The sequence below is a fragment of the Bacillus sp. OTU2372 genome (genome assembly GCF_038440275.1).
Lineage (GTDB): Bacteria > Bacillota > Bacilli > Bacillales > Cytobacillaceae > Neobacillus > Neobacillus bataviensis_B.
The window spans coordinates 23,516-41,072 of record NZ_JASATK010000036.1 but is presented as its reverse complement, the minus strand read 5'-3'; the positions used below and the strand labels follow the sequence as shown (position 1 = coordinate 41,072).

Genomic DNA, 17,557 nt, shown 5'->3' with positions numbered 1-17,557 from the left:
TACGGGTGCTTTCGTTCTACCCCGGCTACAGCTATCATATATCGATATAAAAAATGGTCAACCAGAAAAATCTTCTGGCTGACCTTATAATACGAACGGGTGCTTGAGTTTAACAAAGAGTCGTAGCTGCGGCTCTTTTTCTTTTATGCAGCAGTTGACGTATCTTAGTTACCTTTTAAAGTGGTCAAATTGTAAAGAATAATTAAAGAAAACTTTACTGCTTTTTAATACAAACTAAATAAATAAAAGCTAGAATTATTGTAATTAACCGGATGAATAACCACAAATAAGGAAAGACAAATATTATTCATGAAGGAAGGATGGTATTTATGTATATTTCCTATAAAAACTATCAAAGAGGAATTAATAATTTGGTGGTAGTAGAAAGCAATGGAGTGGTTACCACAAGTTTAAAAGATAAGGAAACCGCTATACGTACTCATAAAAGAAAATTAAAACGATTAAGGGCTAAACAAAATTGAACAAAACATGCATTAAATTATACAAATTTGTGAATCTATACTTACAGCACTAACGTGGCAGTTTTGTTGAAGAGAAGTGTTTAACTTGTGTTCAACAATCGGGCCATTTTGTGGATAACACCTTTAAAGATATTGGATATCAATGTTAAAGTTTAGTAAAGAGGGCTAATGTAAACTACAAATGAATAGAAATACTTATAAAAATAAAGTAGTATCAATAATTAAAGAGAAATGTTAAGGGGAGGAAACATAAATGGCTCCGTTTATAGTCCTGATCTTATCATTTTTGATTTTACGCATAACTGGTGTTTTAGGAATATTATACTTTGACCGGTGGGATACTTCTTTACGAGTTGCTGTTGCTCTGATGTTCTTATTAACGGCTACAGCTCATTGGGGGAAGAGACGTCCTGATCTTATCAAAATGGTACCACAGGGTGTACCGAACCCAGAGTTCATAGTCACCATTACTGGAATACTTGAGATTGTTGGTGCTATAGGTTTACTGATTCCACTTACTTCAAGAATTACTTCAATTGGTTTGGCATTGCTACTTATTTTTAGTTTCCAGCTAATATTTATGCTGCAAGAAAAGGAATTACATTTAGCGGAAAACCTAGTACTCCTTTATTTTCTCGAACAATCATACAAATCATATTTTTGACAGCAGTTATATTGGCCGGATGAAGGTTCTAACAGTTTCTTTATTTTACAATCGAGGCGCGTTTGGTGTAACACACTACAAATAAAAACGCATAATGGATACCCATAGGATTGCCGAAGGAAAAAGATGAAGGTAATTGGGGTGAAGAACGATGAAGAAGCTGTCAAGGTTGCGTAGACGGATTCGAGAATGGCTAAGAAAGAGGAGAGAACGGAAAGAAGAGAAGTCACTCCCGAGTTTTGGAAACCGTTTGATTAATGACTATGAGGAACAATTGGAAAAGCCAAGAGAATTTTATCAAAATGAAAAACCAACCGGGGAATAGTCACTGGGTGCGATGTATCTATAACGGAGGAACGCTTTTTTTCTATAAATAAACCAGATAATAGAAGTTCCTTGTTGTTCCCTTAAAGGGCGCTTTTCTTGAATAAGAAGGCGTCTTTTTGTATGGTACTTGATTCTGGAACAACAATTATTAGGGATTGGAGTTACATTAAGGTGTAGCAGAGATTGTGAAGGATTACACTTAAACAATTGGGTGCTTTTGTTAAGGATGATGATCGCTGCGGCGGTCATTTTTTCTTGTTGAACTAAATGGGCAGTTAAGTTTAAGTGTAATATTTCACAAAGTTATAGAAAAGGCCAATCTTTTACTAAGAAAAAAACTTCAGTTTATATTAGCGATTTTTATTTAATTATGTAATATTCGAATGGATAGATCATCAAATATTAATCCAATTTAAATCAGGATCCATGATAAATACCCAAGAACTTTTACCCAAAAGCGCATAAACTCTACTGTAAAAATAAAAGAGGAGGATGAATATGATTCCTAATTATGATGCATTTGAAAGGGTTGGTTTAGGTGGACCAGGCTCAGGTTTTGGTTTCTCTCCGGGTCTTGGTTTAGGTGGACCTGGTTCAGGTTTTGGTTTTGGACCAGGTCTTGGATTTGGAGCTCCAGGTCTTGGTTTTGGCTATCCACACCACCATCACTACTACCCGTACCACCATCACCATTACTACCCATACCACCACCACCACTATTACTACCCATATTAAAATTTGCTGATAATAGAGTCCAAAGAAACAGGGGTTCTACAATAGTAGAAACGCCTGTTTCTTGGTGGAAATGGTGAAGGTTTTGGTTTGTGAATTTATAATTGGGAGGATACTGCATTGACAATTTGATAAGACACTCTTAATTTTTTATATTTAATAATCCTCTAATTTCTTCAACGTGTTTATCTTTTATATAGTTTTTGTATAAATTACTTGATAATCGAATAGGATCACCAAAAAAATATCTTTCATATTGGGTTTGCCTTGTACCAAACGAACTCATCGTAAGATCCCATGCCAAACGGAAAAGTTTCACACGGTCCTCGGCATTCATACCATCTGCTTGAAGATATTGGTCGAGTTCTGAACGAATTTCGGAATCAAACGCCCTTTCCGTTGGTATTGATATCATTCCGCTAGCACCAATTATTTGTATAATTTCGCTGAAACGGGGATAAATTTTAGGAAAGATGTTACTAGCCACTTGTAATGGAATAATACTAGGACGCATAGATCCCCATTCATCCAATTCTGCATCATTTTCTGATTTCTCTAAAAGTGCTTTCATGGTTTCAAGACCGATGATGATTTCGGAGAGTTTTTCATGTATATGTTGATACTCCCCAACATTAATTGTCTCGACAAGAAGTTGAGCAACTCCAAGAAAAAATTCTGTTTTTACAATTTGTCTGGTTATGACTTGATGATAGGCAAATTGGTAAAAAGAGCTTTCAACAAGGAAATCTGTCGCTGCATCTACATTATCGTAATAAAATACGCGGTCCCATGGAACTAAAACATTGTCAAAGACGACGATTGAGTCCATTTCTTCATATTTTGAACTTAACGGATAATTAAACGAAGATTCTCCCCCCACAAAGGATTCCCTGCAAAAAAATTTTAATCCTTTCGTATTAGATGGAATGGAAAAGGCGAACGCCTCGCTAGGATCAAAAAATAATCTTGGTGCAGAAAAAACTAAAACTTCATCCGTTAAACCACCTTGAGTGGCAAGTAAGCGGGCACCTTTGATAACCAATCCTTTTTCATTTCGATCTATCACCTTAGCGGAAATTGGCTCATTGGTAAAGCCCAAATAGACTTGTGAACGATTCACTTGCGGAGTAATAAAGGTATGTGTAAATGATAAATCGTGTTTCATTGCTCTTTCATATAAAGATTGAATGTTTTCAGGAAAACAATTTTCCCTACCACTTAAAACATTGGCGGAAGAGGCAAAACTCATTACAACCGTATTCATATAGTCAGGACTTCTTCCCATCATTCCATGCGTTTGTCTTGCCCAATGTTCAATCATTTTTCTTCTTCTTTTCAAATCCTCTTTCGTTTTGGGTTGTAAGTAAGATAGTCCAATAGGATTTTCGTTTTCTGAAGAAAAGAAAGTCATCTCATTTTTTAGATCCTGAGAATTTTGCAAATCATAAAGGGAAGCCTTTGACTTAAGAATTCCTTTAAAGGCAGGATGGTCTGAAATTGCCCCTTTGATTTTTACACCATCAAACCAAATTTCATTTTTCATTTTATTTAAACGTTCAATAAATTCCTTACCATTTATGATACTCATGTTCTACCGTCTCCTTATAATGAAGGTCCAAAGAATTGTACGAGTTTAGTTAGTATCATTTTATTAGATGATTTAATTGCTTGTTCTTATTGGAAAAGCCCTGTTTTTAAATTGGGCAAAATGTATCGCTTCATCTGGCATAAATAAAAAAATGTCCTAGGATGGACGACGATCTTTTCGTAACAGGCATTTTCTAAAATAATGTTTAACACAAAACGATATTTCTATAGGGTGTGGTTTTGGATACTTTTTGTGGCAGGTTCATAGATAACAATTTGATCTCGGTCCGCCGGGTTTCATAAAAAGAGTTGCCCATTTGTTAATACGATTTGAGTAAATGGAGAAATATTTAATCGTAACCTTCCATCACTACTCTCCAACTCATTTGTGGTGCGGCTCGGCAGCATGTGTGGCTAACGGGGGATTGAATTGTCTAGGGGTTGCTGTGGCAGCCTTCTTTTTTATTGAACTAAAGTGCAGGATAGTTTAACTAAGTTCTAAAATAAAGGGCTTCACTAATAAGTTAAAGAATAAATAAAAAATACTTTGTGACGAGGTGATTTGTATGAACATAGGTAGAGAGTATTTGAAAACAGTTACCCAACGGTTTAGAGAAATGAAAATAAACGCTGAAAAAGCAATAGAACAATTAACCGAAAGTGAATTATTTTGGTCTCCGAATGAAGAATCCAATAATGTCGCTATTATTGTGAAACACATGAGTGGTAATATGGTCTCTCGCTGGACTGATTTTTTCACTACAGATGGCGAAAAACCTTTTCGAAATCGGGATGATGAATTTGTGGGAGATATACATACCAAAGAACAGGTTATCGAATTGTGGGAGCTAGGTTGGAATACTTTTTTAACTGCGTTGAAAGATATTCACGAAGATGACCTATTAAAAACAATCACTATCCGAAATGAACCCCATACAGTTATAGAAGCGATTGAACGCCAAATGTACCATTATTCTTATCATGTTGGTCAAATCGTTTATATAGCAAAAAATATAAAATCAAGTAATTGGAAGACACTAACTATTCCTCGGAAAAAGTAACTAATGTATAGTTGACTAAACTATCAGGAGCTTATGTTGAAGAACCAGCTGCCATTTTTGGCAGCTTCTTCTTGTGCTAACTGGCAGGTTAGTTGAAGAAGCAGTTCGAGATGAAAAGGACCGTTACACCGATATGAACAAGATGAAGTATAAATAAAAAAAGAAACACCTGGAAATCCTATAAACAGTTGACATGGGAAGCCAGGTATTTTTATGTGGTACTGGTATTTATTCTTATGTGTTATTGTCTTCAATACGGTTGCCATATGTATGAAGAAGAAATTAAAGCCAATTGATATGTATGCAACTATCGTGACCAGCATGCTTATACAAACGAAAGTAGACCGATGGACAGACAGGTTGGACTGGTATGGATTCTTTTCACGATGGTTTATCGATGCACCAACCTTACTGGTTAACGTTGGTCTGTATCCTGCGGCAGCAGTTATCATGCTGAACTTCTATCCATACGATAAACCCAAGTGGTGGGCAGCAACTTACATATTGGTATGGTCAGTAGCTTCTACTGGATTTGAATGGACATTCCTAAAGATGGGATATATGTATTATGGTAAGGACTGGCACTTGCTTTACTCCGCTTTCTCCTATCCCTTCCTTTACTTAGTTCTACTTGGAAATTTAAAGATTGTAGATGTCATCTTGCAGAAGTCTGGATGTGGACGAAATCAGGAACAAAAAGAGAAGCAAACCTAGTCCAAAGAGATGCTTTTCTATTCGATTTTTATCACATTGTTTTGGTTTGTGAAGAACTACACTTAAACAAAACGGGTGCTTTATTTTAAGATCAGGTTGCTGCGGCAGCCTTTTTCTTATTGTGCTCTAACGGGGCAGAATCGTTTAATAAGAAGTGGGTACTATAAGTTCATTAGGTAGACTGGTGCCTTATTTCAAATATAAAAGTGACGTCCTTTATTACGTATAAAATTATATATAATTTAAATACTAAATTTGTCCACATTAAGATTAAGGAATGATGATATGATCCAAGATAGGATGTTAAGAATAGGTATATTAGGTGTACTTTCAACAATACCAGGAGAGATTGCTTCGAGGATATTTGTACATTTTGGCTTCGGAAAGTTTGGTATTTATGAATTATCAAGTCTTATTATTACATTTAACAGACCTGTATTTACCATAGGATTAATGGTAGATTTTTTAGTTAGTAGTGTTTTTGCAGTCTTACTTTACTTTATATTTGAAAAGGTTGGTTCATGCCATTTGGTTATAAAAACGACCGTTGGCAGTTTATTTAACTGGTTAGTATGTGAACTATTATTCACAACATTAATAGAAGGTAAGTATATCGATATTAGACCCATCAATGATTATTATTCTCATATTTTCAGCACCATGATTTTTGGTATTACATTAGGATTGTTGCTAAAAAAATTTATATTCAAGAGTTAACCCTATATTAGGAGTTATATTAAGTGTAAAAGAGATTGTGAACAATAGCACTTAAAGTAACGGGTGCGTTTGTTAAACAAAGGCTCAATATTATTTTAATTATATTAAAGCCTCTTCATTTTTGAGACGAGGTTTTACTTTTTTATATGATAATATTAGTGTCAAATAGCGTATTTTGAAACAAAACGAAACCCTATATAAATGAGTAGCCATTTTTCATGGATTAGCTTCCACTAATTCTGCTGTAGCAGATAAAATAAACCCATCTTCAAATCGAAGATGGGTTATGTAGGTTCGTTCCATTATAATTGTCTTGCCCCAAGATATCGAGATTTCCAATAAGAATTATTCATGGAAGTAATTTCTACTCCCTTTGACGATCCAGCATGAATAAACTGACCATTACCGACATAAATCCCCATATGTGAAGGACCTTTCTTATATGTTTGGTAATAAACAAAATCACCAGCTGATAAAGAAGAAACTGGTTTCGTTGTGTTCCAATACCCATCAACAGTAAGACGGGAGGCGGATTTTTGTTTGTTTATCACATAGTGAATTAAACCACTGCAATCAAACCCCTTTGCCGTAATTCCACCCCACTTGTAAGGAACTCCAATCACGGCTTTTGCATCTTGTATTAACTTAGCTTTATTAATGGTGGTCACTGCCGGTTTAGCTGCCACCGCAGGTTTCGCTGCCGTCACCGTTACATTACCACTATTCACTTTTAATTGTTGACCTATTTTAAGCTTGTCGGATTTCAGACTATTCCACGATTTAAGCTGTGTCACCGTTGTCCCATATTTCTTGGCGATGGATGACAAGCTATCACCAGATTTAACCGTGTATACTGTTGAAGATGGGCTGGTGCTTGTTTTAGCCACAACCTTGCCTTTTTCAGGAATGTATAAATTCTGACCTACTTTGAGTCGATCACTTGATAATTTATTTGCAGTCTTGATTTCTGATACTGATATATTATATTGCTTGGAATACTTCGATAAGGTATCCCCGCTTTTTACCTTTACAGTTGCGGCCAGGGCTGAAGTGCTATATAACGATGTCCCAAATACGGTAGCGGTTACAAATGCTAAAAGTTTCTTTTTCATTTTTTCCCCCAAAATTATATATCTATTGCCAGTTTACTGACTATCTTGGTAGATTGCCATAATATGTCGACATTCGTTATAAAAATGTAATAGTTTTGTAACGTTTTGTCGTTTAATATCAGCGAAAGTACGGTAAACACAGAATATTCATCAAAATTGTTAATTCTATGATAAATCTGGGGAATTTTTCTGAAAACATTAGCAAACTATGGTAAAATTAATAAAAATATGAAAATATGAGGTGAATTTTTCCTAGATGAAGAAAACTATCGTTCGCACTCTCTCGACAACTGCACTCTTTTCGACGCTTTTTGCTGGTTCCGCCCTGGCGTCCACATATAAGGTTCAAAAAGGTGATTCTCTCTCAAAAATTGCCTCAGAACATAACACAAGTGTTCAAGAAATCCAAAAATTAAACGGGCTAAATTCTGATCGAATTTATGTAAATCAAACGCTGCAACTCTCCTCCACCGCACCTACTGCTTCCGTTCAGGCGGTTCAGCAAACAACTTATAAAATTGTCAGCGGGGATGCCTTAATTACGATAGCCAACCGCTTCAATGTCACGGTCGGCGAGCTGCAGCAGTGGAATAGCCTGAAGGGTACATTGATTTATGCCGGACAAACGCTAAAGGTATCTGCTCCTGGAAAAACGGTTACGGTGACCGCACCAACTAACACTGCACCGGTGACGCCTGTAACGACGGTGGCTGCCAATAAAACAACTACTATCACTACATCCCAGACAGCAACTACTACTTATACCGTTAAAAGCGGGGACTATTTAGGTAAAATTGGCAATCAGTATGGAATGACCGTCCAGCAATTAAAATCGCTCAATAACTTAAAATCTGACATGATTTATGTCGGACAAACGCTTAAGGTTTATGCGAAACAAACAAGTACTCCAGCTCCAGCTCCAACTGCGACAACTGCTCCTACGGCTGCTAAGCCAGCAGCAACACAACCAACCGTTGCCACAGGGAATTATGTTGTTAAAAGCGGGGATACACTTGGGAAAATTGCCGTGACCTACGATATGACCGTCCAAGAATTAAAGTCACTCAATAACTTAACATCTGACAGGATTTATGTTGGGCAAACGCTTAAGGTTACAGGCACCGCTGATTCCGTTACTACGACAGCCCCAGCCCCGGTTACTGAGTCGGATATAGCCGCAAAGATGGTTTCCACCGCCAAAAGTTTAATAGGGATCCCTTATGTTTGGGGCGGCAGCACAACTTCCGGGTTTGACTGCAGCGGATTTATTTATTATGTGGTAAATAAATCAGGTAAATCGATCGTGCGCACCTCGGCAGCAGGCTATTATGACCGCAGCTATTATGTGAACACACCGAAGGCTGGCGACCTTGTATTTTTCGAAAATACATATAAGCAGGGTATCTCCCATGTAGGGATCTATCTTGGTGACAATCAATTCATCCAAGCTGATGGAACCCATGGCATTATGATTTCGAATTTAAATAGTACCTACTATAGCACTCACTTTGCAGCGTTTAAGCGTCTCTATTAAAAAAATCTCCCAGTTTGGGAGATTTTTCATGTATAAAAGATTGATAGTTTGGGAATAGTAGTAGTAAAGACATTCAAAGGGAGATGGAAGATATGAATGATCAATTACTGCTATTATCGGAGTTTGTTAATGAAGACGGTTTTGAATTGAACAGCTATCTTACTCATCTATTCGAGCATTTTTCTAGTTTATCAAACCATGATGATATTAATTCGGAGCCAGCCTTATAATAACGGGTTCACTTTAGAAGCTCAAATTCTCCACTAACAATTTTAAACACACTGGATTTCACATAGGAAATCATAGTGTGTTTTTTGTTGTTGTAGAATCATTGACTACCCAAAATGCTTTTTTTCGCCAATCTCGGTCGTCAATAGCCCCGCTTGATTACCCAAACTCCTCTTTTTTCCCAATCCCGGTCGTCAATAGCCCCGCTTGACTACCCAAACTCCTCTCTTTTTCCAATCCCGGTCGTCAATAGCCCCGCTTGACTACCCAAACTCCTCTCTTTTTCCAATCCCGGTCGTCAATAGCCTCGCTTGACTACCCAAAGGGAGGAAGCCTAATCCCCTTTGAACTATTTCTGAAACCAAAATGTAAATATTCTGTCACTCTAATACAGTTGATGTTAGACATTTACAGGTATAAACTTTACTTACTATTTGAGGAGTGATTAAGTTGAAAACAATATCCATAGAGAAGATAACATTTAAGAAAAAATTATCGATGATTGAGCAATTTTCAATCAAGGATTTCCTATTTAGATGGGTTGGTGAACCAACAGAAGGATTAGATGACTTCCTCCCACTTGAATACACAGAGAATGTCTTTGCAAAGATGGAGGCCAAACAGGAAACCACTTTACTCATTAATGAGGACGAACTTTTTAGATATGCGACAATAACAGAAGATAACCAGATCGTTATAGGTGTGCTAGACTCGAATAAAGAATTAAAGCATAGAATCATTTCTCTGGATGAGGTTTTAATAGGTAAGCACTCTTAGGGTGCTTACCTCTTTTATGTGCGATAAATAGCAGCTTTTGCTTTCATCCAATCTATGCCTTTTGAGTATTTCATTTTGTTTATTTTAACAGGTTGCAACTAGGCACAAAACATGTAATAGAAAATATGATTCGGTCCTGACATAGGTATAAAGGCTAAAGGAAAAAAGCAGGATTTACTTTCCAACTTCATTTTTTAAAAATAAAAATATGAAGGGCATCAAATTGCTGTGAATTAAATTCTTCGGAAAGGTAGTGATGGGAAAGTTGCTTTATATATGGGATATTGAGGAGATCATTAAAAATACATTGCAAGAGCACAAATTAGATCTTAATTATGAAATAAACAATAAATTACCTGCACCGATGAGTTTTAACGTATCTACAAAAACTATTAAGTTTAACTACCTGCAGATAAATGGATACATAGCCAATATTAACTTTAAAATTAAAGAGACAGATGAAGACTGTGTTAAACTTATTCTTTATCATCAGCTCGGCTATTATTTAGATTTCAAGAAAAACAAACATGATTTACGCACTCTAAAGTATGGTGAGGATGAAGAAAAAGAACAGCTTCTAGCTTTAATAGAAAGGAATTCCTGGGAATTCGGCAGAACTTTGGTACCTGAGAGATTATTAAAATCCTATGATAAAGTACGTTCCATAGACCAAATGCTGCTAAAAAACTATTAAAACAAAATACAATTGTAATTTGGAGAGCCAAAAAAAATTCCTGCCTTTTAGTCGTAAGCAGGAATTTTTGCATTTTATTAAGTTGATCAAAATCGTCTTTTTCGATTGCGCAAGAATGTAGGAATTTCCAAAGATTTTGCTGAATTTTCTGAGTGTCGGTCATAACTTTGAACGGGTTCGCCATGATTTATCAGATTAGGTTGTCTACGTCGTTCCCTCTGATATGGATTATACATTTTTTCCTCTGATGGCACGGGAGTATTCTGTATTACAGTACTCTCTTCTTTAGCCTCTTGCTCAGTAAATCCAGTGGCAATGATCGTTACAATCATTTCGTCCTTTAAGTTTTCGTTAATGACTGAACCAAAAATCATATTTAATTCCTCGTGAGAAGCAGCAGCTACGATTTCAGCTGCCTCCTGTACTTCATAAAGACTTAGATTTTGACCGCCCGTTATGTTCATAATGACACCTTGAGCTCCATTGATGGACGTTTCAAGTAACGGACTATTTAACGCCTTTTGAGCAGCCTCAGCAGCACGATTGCTGCCAGTAGCCATACCAATTCCCATTAAGGCCGTTCCTTTATGGGACATAACTGTTTTCACGTCAGCAAAATCAAGGTTGATTAAACCTGGCACCGCAATTAAATCGGAAATCCCTTGAACTCCTTGGCGAAGTACTGCATCCGCTTCACGGAAAGCTTCAAGCATAGGTGTATTCTGTTCGACAATTTCCAATAAGCGATCGTTTGGAATAATAATTAAGGTATCTACAGCTTCCCTCATGGCGTTAATTCCAATTTCCGCGTTCATTGCCCGTCTCTTGCCTTCAAATTTGAATGGACGGGTGACTACCCCAATGGTCAGAGCACCATGCTTTTTAGCCATTTTAGCAATGGCAGGGGCTGCCCCTGTACCTGTTCCACCGCCCATTCCGGCCGTAACGAAAACCATGTCTGCATCTTTTAACACTTCATCGATCTGATTTTTGCTTTCTTCTATCGCTAATTTTCCTATTTCGGGATTGGCACCTGCTCCTAAACCGCGTGTCAGGGATGTTCCAATTTGCATCTTAGTCTCTGCTTTTGATTGATGAATGGCTTGTGCATCTGTATTAACAGCAATAAATTCTACACCTTCCACTCCGTCCTCGATCATACGGTTCACGGCGTTGTTTCCCCCGCCGCCAACACCGATCACTTTAATTGTGGCCAATTGGTCCATATACATATTACTCCTCCTCGTTATCCAAATTGATTTGATTTTTGTACAAATCAAAGTTACCCGAAGAACTAATTTTTACTTTTTAAGTCTAGTAGATTGCAATGGAGAATACTTTGACGTTCTCTGATAGCACCTGATGAAGTAAAGATATGTAAGAGGTTATCGTGGTTATTGTTAGTCTAAGTAACATTAAACATATTGTCCAGTTAAGTCCTACCTACTTGTTAAAAATAGTTAAAATAGCACATGTTTAATTAATAGTCTTTATTCGGAAATCATTATGCTCAACAATAAGACTCGATCCTAAGAATATGGAGCGAGTCTTTATCATTTTGACAGATGATAATGGTTTTGAATCAGTACCTAATCGGTTGTTCTACAATTATACAATCTTCGAATTTGGAACTTTCTGAAGGCGTTTTTTGATATCGTGATGCTTATTCAATAAAACCATCGAAGCACTAAGAATTTCCCAACCATTGAAAAAATCATCCGGGTCGATTTCCGAGCGACTTATTATTCCAAATACATATTGCTTCCGTTCCGGTATGACTTTCAACATCCTTCGGACAAGGTACACTTCTTCAATCGCCGGAATTTCTTTAATTTTAGCAACGATAGGGTTCAACACCTCTTCAGTAATATCATGCGGAACGTAATCATCTTTTGCAGTAAAGTAATCCCGTTCTTCATCCGAAGCCCACAATGTTTCTTCCCAATCGTGCAATTGTCTTAAATACTCCTCAAATTTCTGCTTATTTCCGTTCCTTTCATAATATTGGCACAATATGGAGAGCCCATCCAACCGGTATGCCCAATTTAACTTCATGGCCGTTTCGAGGTACGATTTTCCTTTTTCGTTGGAATTACCAATCAGATAGTGTTCTCCAACTTTTAAAAAAGCATAAGCCGTATCTAGGTTAGGCGGAAAGCGCTCCAAGATCGCCTCATATAACGGAATCGCTTCTTTCATTGAACTGAACTGCTCCGTCAAAATCGCAAGCTCCAAGGAATCCTCCAATGATTCCGGTTCGCTCGATTTTAGCATATCGAATCGCATTAGTGATTCACGATGTTCTTGTAGAGCGATTTCCCAATCTTCTTTTCTCTCTTCGCGCCACTCTAAATCGAATTCCTTCAGAATTTCATCTGAAGCGTTAAAGAATGTTGCAAAAGCGGATGGGTTACTAATCTTAGGGATGTAGGGATTTATACCAACCGCCGCTAAGCGGTCTGAAAGGGAAGGATGCGTATCTACCGCATTCGTCTTCCTCTCCAACGCATCATCCAGGTAGGATTTTTTCGTTTCATCCGGAATCATGTTAATCTTGCTTCGAAAATCCCCGTAGGGCCGGGGCATTTCATCCTTATCCTCATGTGTTTTGATTAATTCATCAAAATATGCATTGTTTAAATAAGGGTCTGCGATTTCTAATTGCAAAAGGGCATCTGCATGATCTTTCGCAGACGCAACTTCTGCCGCTGCACGGTCTGCCCTGTATTCTTCCATTCTAGATAGAACAAATGCGTGCGCATCAAAAATAGGGTAGTACCAATAGAAGAACTTCCGAAATAAAAATGTTCCGAATTGCTGCCGTTCTTCCAAAGTCCCCATGAATGTCCCCCATGTCTGCCTCAGCCGGTAAATCCATGCGTCAAGCTTTCCGTCCCCGGTAGTCAGATGGGCAACTTCATGACCAAGCACCGCTTTCATTTGCTCTGAACTTAACGTGAGCAGTAAAGGTACGCCAAGCAGCAAGTAGTTTCGGTTGGGGCCAAAAAAACCAAATTTCGGAAGCTGTACAATTCCCGCGTTCATATCTTCGGTTAAGATTACTGTATCGATTGCTGGAGCCTTTAATTTTGTCTTTAGCTCATCCAGGATTTCAAACAACCCAGCAGCTTCATCGCGGCATACTATACGACCCGAAGGAGGATTCATCTTAAATATTAAAGAACGAAGCAGGTATAAAACAAGCACCCCTGCCAATAGAAGAATTTTAATTAATGCATAATGAAAACCTTCGAGGATTATTGCATAAATGGAATAGCCTATCACTGCCACACAAATGGCAAGAATTATGCATAAATATCCGTAGCCGAGTAGGGCAAGCATCACTACCTTTGTCCGGTATGATGTCAGATTTTCGTTCGCCTGCTGTTCTAACTTTAAGACTAATGACTCAAATTGTTCGTTCGTCATGGAATGATTCCCTCTCTGTATATTAGTTTATTAAAAACTAGGGTTATGACACTGATAGTATTTTAACTTTTTGCCTATTTACCTCCTCTTATTAGTCTTCTCTCTTTTAAATCTTCTTGAATACCTAATCATTTCGCCTGTTATTAACAAAAATCCTTCTTCAACTAAACCTCTCGGATCGCTCCATAACAAAAAGGCTGCCCCATGACAGCCTGAGAACTTAAAGCACCCGTTCACTTTAAGTATATTTCTTCACAATGTCTTTTAATACCTCCTCTTCGCTTTGAAAAAAGAGGCTTTTTACCTTTTAAGAGAAAAGTACAACAAGAAAGTTTCACCATCCGAAGCCTGTTTTTCAATCACGATTATCTTTTTTGGAGTTATCAATTCTTTAACGTGTGAAAATTGTCGAACTTTACTTAAATACTTTTTTTCTACTATATTGTAAAATTATTACAGTGGTTTAGGTTTCCAATAACTGGAGGTTCGTAATGAGAAAAGTAAAAGTATTGATTCTGACGGTTGTGTTCCTTTTGACTATGGCTCTGCCAGCAATGGCGCAAAGCAATTCCCCTGTATACAAAGGTTCTTTTCAAGGTGCTTCATTCTATGGGTCGGAAGGTACTATCGATACCTCTGTAGACCTTTCTACTAACTTTGAAGATAAGGATTCTTACATCCTTTATTACCAAACCTACGATTATGAAAAAGACGAATACTATTATGGCAGTGTGGTAGTACCAGCATCCAAAGTGGTTTTTGACATTAACAAAGGTACGGCCAAAGTGAATCAGACAGTAGAAGTAAATAAAGTTGATTTTACTTGCGATGAAGAAGGAAATTGCACTGGCGATGAAACTCCAGCCGGTACTAAGTCTATCAATCTTGCTTGGGCATTCAATTCTAAGAGTTATTCTACCTCAAAATACACTGACAAAAATGTCCAGATCGATTTCGACCAGTACATCAAACTTTCTAAGGGCACTTTCAAAAATTACAATAATGTCTCGGTTTCCGGAACGATCGATGGTAAGGGGACTGATAGTTTTGAGTATTCCGGTGGTAATGTATCCACTGGTTCTTCTTTCGCAATAATTAAGTAAACATTCCGCTAACAAAATCTAAAAAACCTAAATCCTAATTGAATATGTACATAAAAGGCCGGTTAACATTAACCGACCTTTTATTTTGTCGCTAAGTTTGGAATTTAGCGGCGGCGATATCTTTAGGATGGATACTTTGAAAAATCTTTTTATGTTATGCCATCCCATATTCTAAAAACATATGTTGTAATTCATCTGCGATCATTTTTTCTTTATTCATGATTACCTCCAAGGTATTGGATTGAATTCCCTAAGTTATCTTTTTTATTATTTGTTAATGACAATAAAAACATTCTTAGTGGATTTTTCACATAAACGAATTCTCAAAAGTAAATATTATATTTGTTCCAAATCAAAAAGGGGGTAGATAAAATGGACGTACAAAGAGCACAAGAAATTTCAAGTTCACCAATTATGGCTAATGTAACCTGTAACGGAAGACAGGTCTACATTGAACATGTTGATCAACAAAATGGAACAGCTACAATTCATCATCTTGATAATCGAGATAATAAACTAAGTGTTTCTATATCCAACCTAATTGAACATTAATAAGTAGTTGGGATAATCAAAAACGGTCAATTTTTAATAGAAAAGGAAGGAATACACCTGAGCTTAATGGGTCTATTCCTTTTTTATTGCCGTTAAATTTGATGAGATCATTTGAACAATAGGCAACTGCCCTTCTTAAATCAAGTCAATTCATATTAATATTTCAATGTAAGTAATAATAATACCTGTGGCGCTTTAAACCTTACATCACTCTGTCCAGTTAAGTCCTACCTACTTAATTAAAAATAGTTAAAATTGCACATGTTAAATTAATAGTGTGCTTCGGCAATCCAAAATGTTGTTGGCAATTTATTTTTTGAATGAAAAAAGAGCCAAAATATACAAGAAGTGCATACGAACTTGCATATTTCAGGCTCTATTACTTTATTCTTTATTGTGTTTTCTTTCTCGGTCCCATAATGTTGTTCAGAAATACAATCAACGATTAAGATGGATTATTAATAAGTTCCAAAATACGTTGGTATACACTTATATACAGGGCATGGTCAGGGTCTTTACCATTTATCTTTGGTACATCAAAGTCAGAAAGCACAAAATGATGTTTGGGCTGAACTTCATGTCTTGCTAAAGAACTTTTGCAACAGGATAAGGGACAACCATCAATTGCAACGATATCTCTTCCTGACTTTGCTGTTCTGACAAGTGGTTTGACATCTCCCCCGACACCAGCAATACAGGACATTTCAGCTAATTTTACTCGATCCATTTTTATTGCAATCATGTTAGCAGTTTGTGCGGCTGATGAACATCCAGAGCATGAATACACAATCGGTAAGTCATTTTTTTTCACCGTTTTATCCCCCTTCTTTTGATTAGGTGTTTTTAATGAAACAACCTTAACTTAATAACTAAAATTCATTCTAATTGATTTGTTATTTAATATCCGTGAATAATGTCACTTTTCAATCAATTCAAAAAAGGAAGGGAGAGTCTAGTTCTTTTATTAAGTCTAGTTAACATTCCTTTTAAAAATAGGTTACTCTCTATTAGTTCGACAAATTTTAAAAATTTTCTTTGTTATAATGGCTTTATCTAGCCCAAAGTAAAAATAGTATATTTAAAAGTTTCTAGCGGAGGTGTAATGTTTTGAGTGAAATATATTCACCTAAAAACGTCCAAGACTTGCTCGGAATAGATAGCAGTACTTTACGGAAGTATGCCACCCTCTTGGAAGGCCATGGGTATCCTATTCACCGTAATACGAAAGGACACAGAGGCTATTTTGATAAAGATGTTAATACTCTCCGCCAATTAATAGAATTCAGTAAGCAAGACGGTGTGCCTTTAGAACAGGCAGCTATATCTGTGATGACAATTGTTTCTGAAAAAGATAGTACGGAAACTGTTACGGAAGCAGTACCGTTAGAGACGACTAATGACCAGGATATCAAGCAGGATTGTAACCATGACGAGCTATTAGGCCGTATCGAACATTTGGAGCAAGTAAACTTAGATTTACTCGTACATTTGAAGGAAAAGGCTATACGGGAAGCTTCTCTAGAAGAAAAACTTAATCAAATTTTAAATTATGTAAAACGTACAGAGCAATGGGTGGTAGAACGAAGTAAAATAGAGGAAGAAACAAGAATGCAGATTGCAGCCGCCAGTCAGAAGAAATGGTGGATGTGGTGGAAATGAGATCGACATCGCCGAAATCTTAGCATACTATAAATTAAATAAATCCCTTAAAAGATAAGAGCATTGCTTTCGTGAGCAATGCTCTTTTTTGACGAGTTATTTCATATTTATATATTAGTCGTTTTCAATAATGCCTTCACACTGCCTCAACCATCAGTTAAAAAATAATAATTTAATGTTATGAA

Annotated in this window: 18 protein-coding genes; 13 read left to right on the top strand and 5 right to left on the bottom strand. The window is 36.8% G+C overall.

The features are described from left to right. The first annotated feature begins 735 nt into the window (after positions 1 to 735). The 3 genes from AAHB15_RS28075 (at position 736) to AAHB15_RS28065 (ending at position 2,208) form a co-directional block, all read left to right on the top strand. On the top strand, positions 736 to 1,146 hold the full coding sequence (locus tag AAHB15_RS28075; RefSeq protein WP_342043777.1) for a DoxX family protein: 411 nt from the start codon (positions 736 to 738) through the stop codon (positions 1,144 to 1,146). A gap of 151 nt (positions 1,147 to 1,297) precedes the next feature. Continuing rightward, positions 1,298 to 1,471 (top strand): hypothetical protein, encoded by a 174-nt coding sequence (locus AAHB15_RS28070; protein WP_335575321.1) that lies wholly within the window; start codon positions 1,298 to 1,300, stop codon positions 1,469 to 1,471. Positions 1,472 to 1,971: 500 nt separating this feature from the next. After that, a complete protein-coding gene (locus AAHB15_RS28065) occupies positions 1,972 to 2,208 on the top strand; it encodes a hypothetical protein (protein WP_342043776.1) in 237 nt (78 codons plus the stop codon). 139 nt (positions 2,209 to 2,347) lie between these two features. Here AAHB15_RS28065 and hpaB read toward each other — a convergent pair whose 3' ends face one another. After that, positions 2,348 to 3,793, bottom strand: a complete 1,446-nt coding sequence (gene hpaB / locus AAHB15_RS28060; protein ID WP_342043775.1) for a 4-hydroxyphenylacetate 3-monooxygenase, oxygenase component — start codon at positions 3,791 to 3,793, stop codon at positions 2,348 to 2,350. Positions 3,794 to 4,358: 565 nt separating this feature from the next. Between hpaB and AAHB15_RS28055 the strand changes: the two genes are divergently transcribed. From AAHB15_RS28055 to AAHB15_RS28045, 3 genes are all read left to right on the top strand, one after another. Then, complete coding sequence (locus AAHB15_RS28055) at positions 4,359 to 4,853, top strand: DUF1572 family protein (protein WP_342043774.1); 495 nt, start codon at positions 4,359 to 4,361, stop codon at positions 4,851 to 4,853. 270 nt (positions 4,854 to 5,123) lie between these two features. After that, complete coding sequence (locus AAHB15_RS28050; protein ID WP_335575326.1) at positions 5,124 to 5,567, top strand: CBO0543 family protein; 444 nt, start codon at positions 5,124 to 5,126, stop codon at positions 5,565 to 5,567. 285 nt (positions 5,568 to 5,852) lie between these two features. After that, positions 5,853 to 6,284, top strand: coding sequence for a hypothetical protein (locus tag AAHB15_RS28045; RefSeq protein ID WP_342043773.1), 432 nt, complete (start codon positions 5,853 to 5,855; stop codon positions 6,282 to 6,284). Between the two features lie 302 nt (positions 6,285 to 6,586). Here the strand turns inward: AAHB15_RS28045 and AAHB15_RS28040 are convergent, their stop codons facing one another. Further along, positions 6,587 to 7,396 carry a C40 family peptidase gene (locus AAHB15_RS28040; protein ID WP_342043772.1) on the bottom strand — a complete coding sequence of 270 codons (810 nt, stop codon included), beginning with the start codon at positions 7,394 to 7,396 and terminating at the stop codon, positions 6,587 to 6,589. Positions 7,397 to 7,652: 256 nt separating this feature from the next. On the opposite strand from AAHB15_RS28040, the gene AAHB15_RS28035 reads away from it, so the two are divergent. The 4 genes from AAHB15_RS28035 (at position 7,653) to AAHB15_RS28020 (ending at position 10,629) form a co-directional block, all read left to right on the top strand. Further along, positions 7,653 to 8,930 carry a C40 family peptidase gene (locus tag AAHB15_RS28035; RefSeq protein WP_342043771.1) on the top strand — a complete coding sequence of 426 codons (1,278 nt, stop codon included), beginning with the start codon at positions 7,653 to 7,655 and terminating at the stop codon, positions 8,928 to 8,930. A 92-nt stretch (positions 8,931 to 9,022) separates the two neighbouring features. Further along, on the top strand, positions 9,023 to 9,160 hold the full coding sequence (locus AAHB15_RS28030) for a hypothetical protein (RefSeq protein ID WP_335574714.1): 138 nt from the start codon (positions 9,023 to 9,025) through the stop codon (positions 9,158 to 9,160). A 448-nt stretch (positions 9,161 to 9,608) separates the two neighbouring features. Then, positions 9,609 to 9,935, top strand: a complete 327-nt coding sequence (locus tag AAHB15_RS28025) for a hypothetical protein (protein ID WP_144567851.1) — start codon at positions 9,609 to 9,611, stop codon at positions 9,933 to 9,935. 256 nt (positions 9,936 to 10,191) lie between these two features. Next, the gene (locus tag AAHB15_RS28020; protein WP_306418582.1) at positions 10,192 to 10,629 is read left to right on the top strand and encodes a hypothetical protein; all 438 of its coding nucleotides are present in this window, start codon (positions 10,192 to 10,194) and stop codon (positions 10,627 to 10,629) included. An 86-nt stretch (positions 10,630 to 10,715) separates the two neighbouring features. Here the strand turns inward: AAHB15_RS28020 and ftsZ are convergent, their stop codons facing one another. After that, on the bottom strand, positions 10,716 to 11,861 hold the full coding sequence (gene ftsZ, locus AAHB15_RS28015; RefSeq protein ID WP_335574715.1) for a cell division protein FtsZ: 1,146 nt from the start codon (positions 11,859 to 11,861) through the stop codon (positions 10,716 to 10,718). Between the two features lie 376 nt (positions 11,862 to 12,237). Further along, complete coding sequence (locus tag AAHB15_RS28010) at positions 12,238 to 14,058, bottom strand: M48 family metallopeptidase (RefSeq protein WP_342043770.1); 1,821 nt, start codon at positions 14,056 to 14,058, stop codon at positions 12,238 to 12,240. Positions 14,059 to 14,549: 491 nt separating this feature from the next. Here AAHB15_RS28010 and AAHB15_RS28005 point away from each other — a divergent pair, with 491 nt between their 5' ends. Continuing rightward, positions 14,550 to 15,161 (top strand): hypothetical protein, encoded by a 612-nt coding sequence (locus tag AAHB15_RS28005; protein WP_342043769.1) that lies wholly within the window; start codon positions 14,550 to 14,552, stop codon positions 15,159 to 15,161. Positions 15,162 to 15,533: 372 nt separating this feature from the next. Continuing rightward, positions 15,534 to 15,713, top strand: coding sequence for a small acid-soluble spore protein H (locus tag AAHB15_RS28000; protein ID WP_342043768.1), 180 nt, complete (start codon positions 15,534 to 15,536; stop codon positions 15,711 to 15,713). 445 nt (positions 15,714 to 16,158) lie between these two features. On the opposite strand, the gene AAHB15_RS27995 is transcribed toward AAHB15_RS28000, so the two are convergent. Continuing rightward, on the bottom strand, positions 16,159 to 16,524 hold the full coding sequence (locus AAHB15_RS27995; RefSeq protein ID WP_342043767.1) for a putative zinc-binding protein: 366 nt from the start codon (positions 16,522 to 16,524) through the stop codon (positions 16,159 to 16,161). A gap of 296 nt (positions 16,525 to 16,820) precedes the next feature. Here AAHB15_RS27995 and AAHB15_RS27990 point away from each other — a divergent pair, with 296 nt between their 5' ends. Continuing rightward, positions 16,821 to 17,372 carry a MerR family transcriptional regulator gene (locus AAHB15_RS27990; protein WP_335574720.1) on the top strand — a complete coding sequence of 184 codons (552 nt, stop codon included), beginning with the start codon at positions 16,821 to 16,823 and terminating at the stop codon, positions 17,370 to 17,372. Positions 17,373 to 17,557 lie beyond the last annotated feature (185 nt).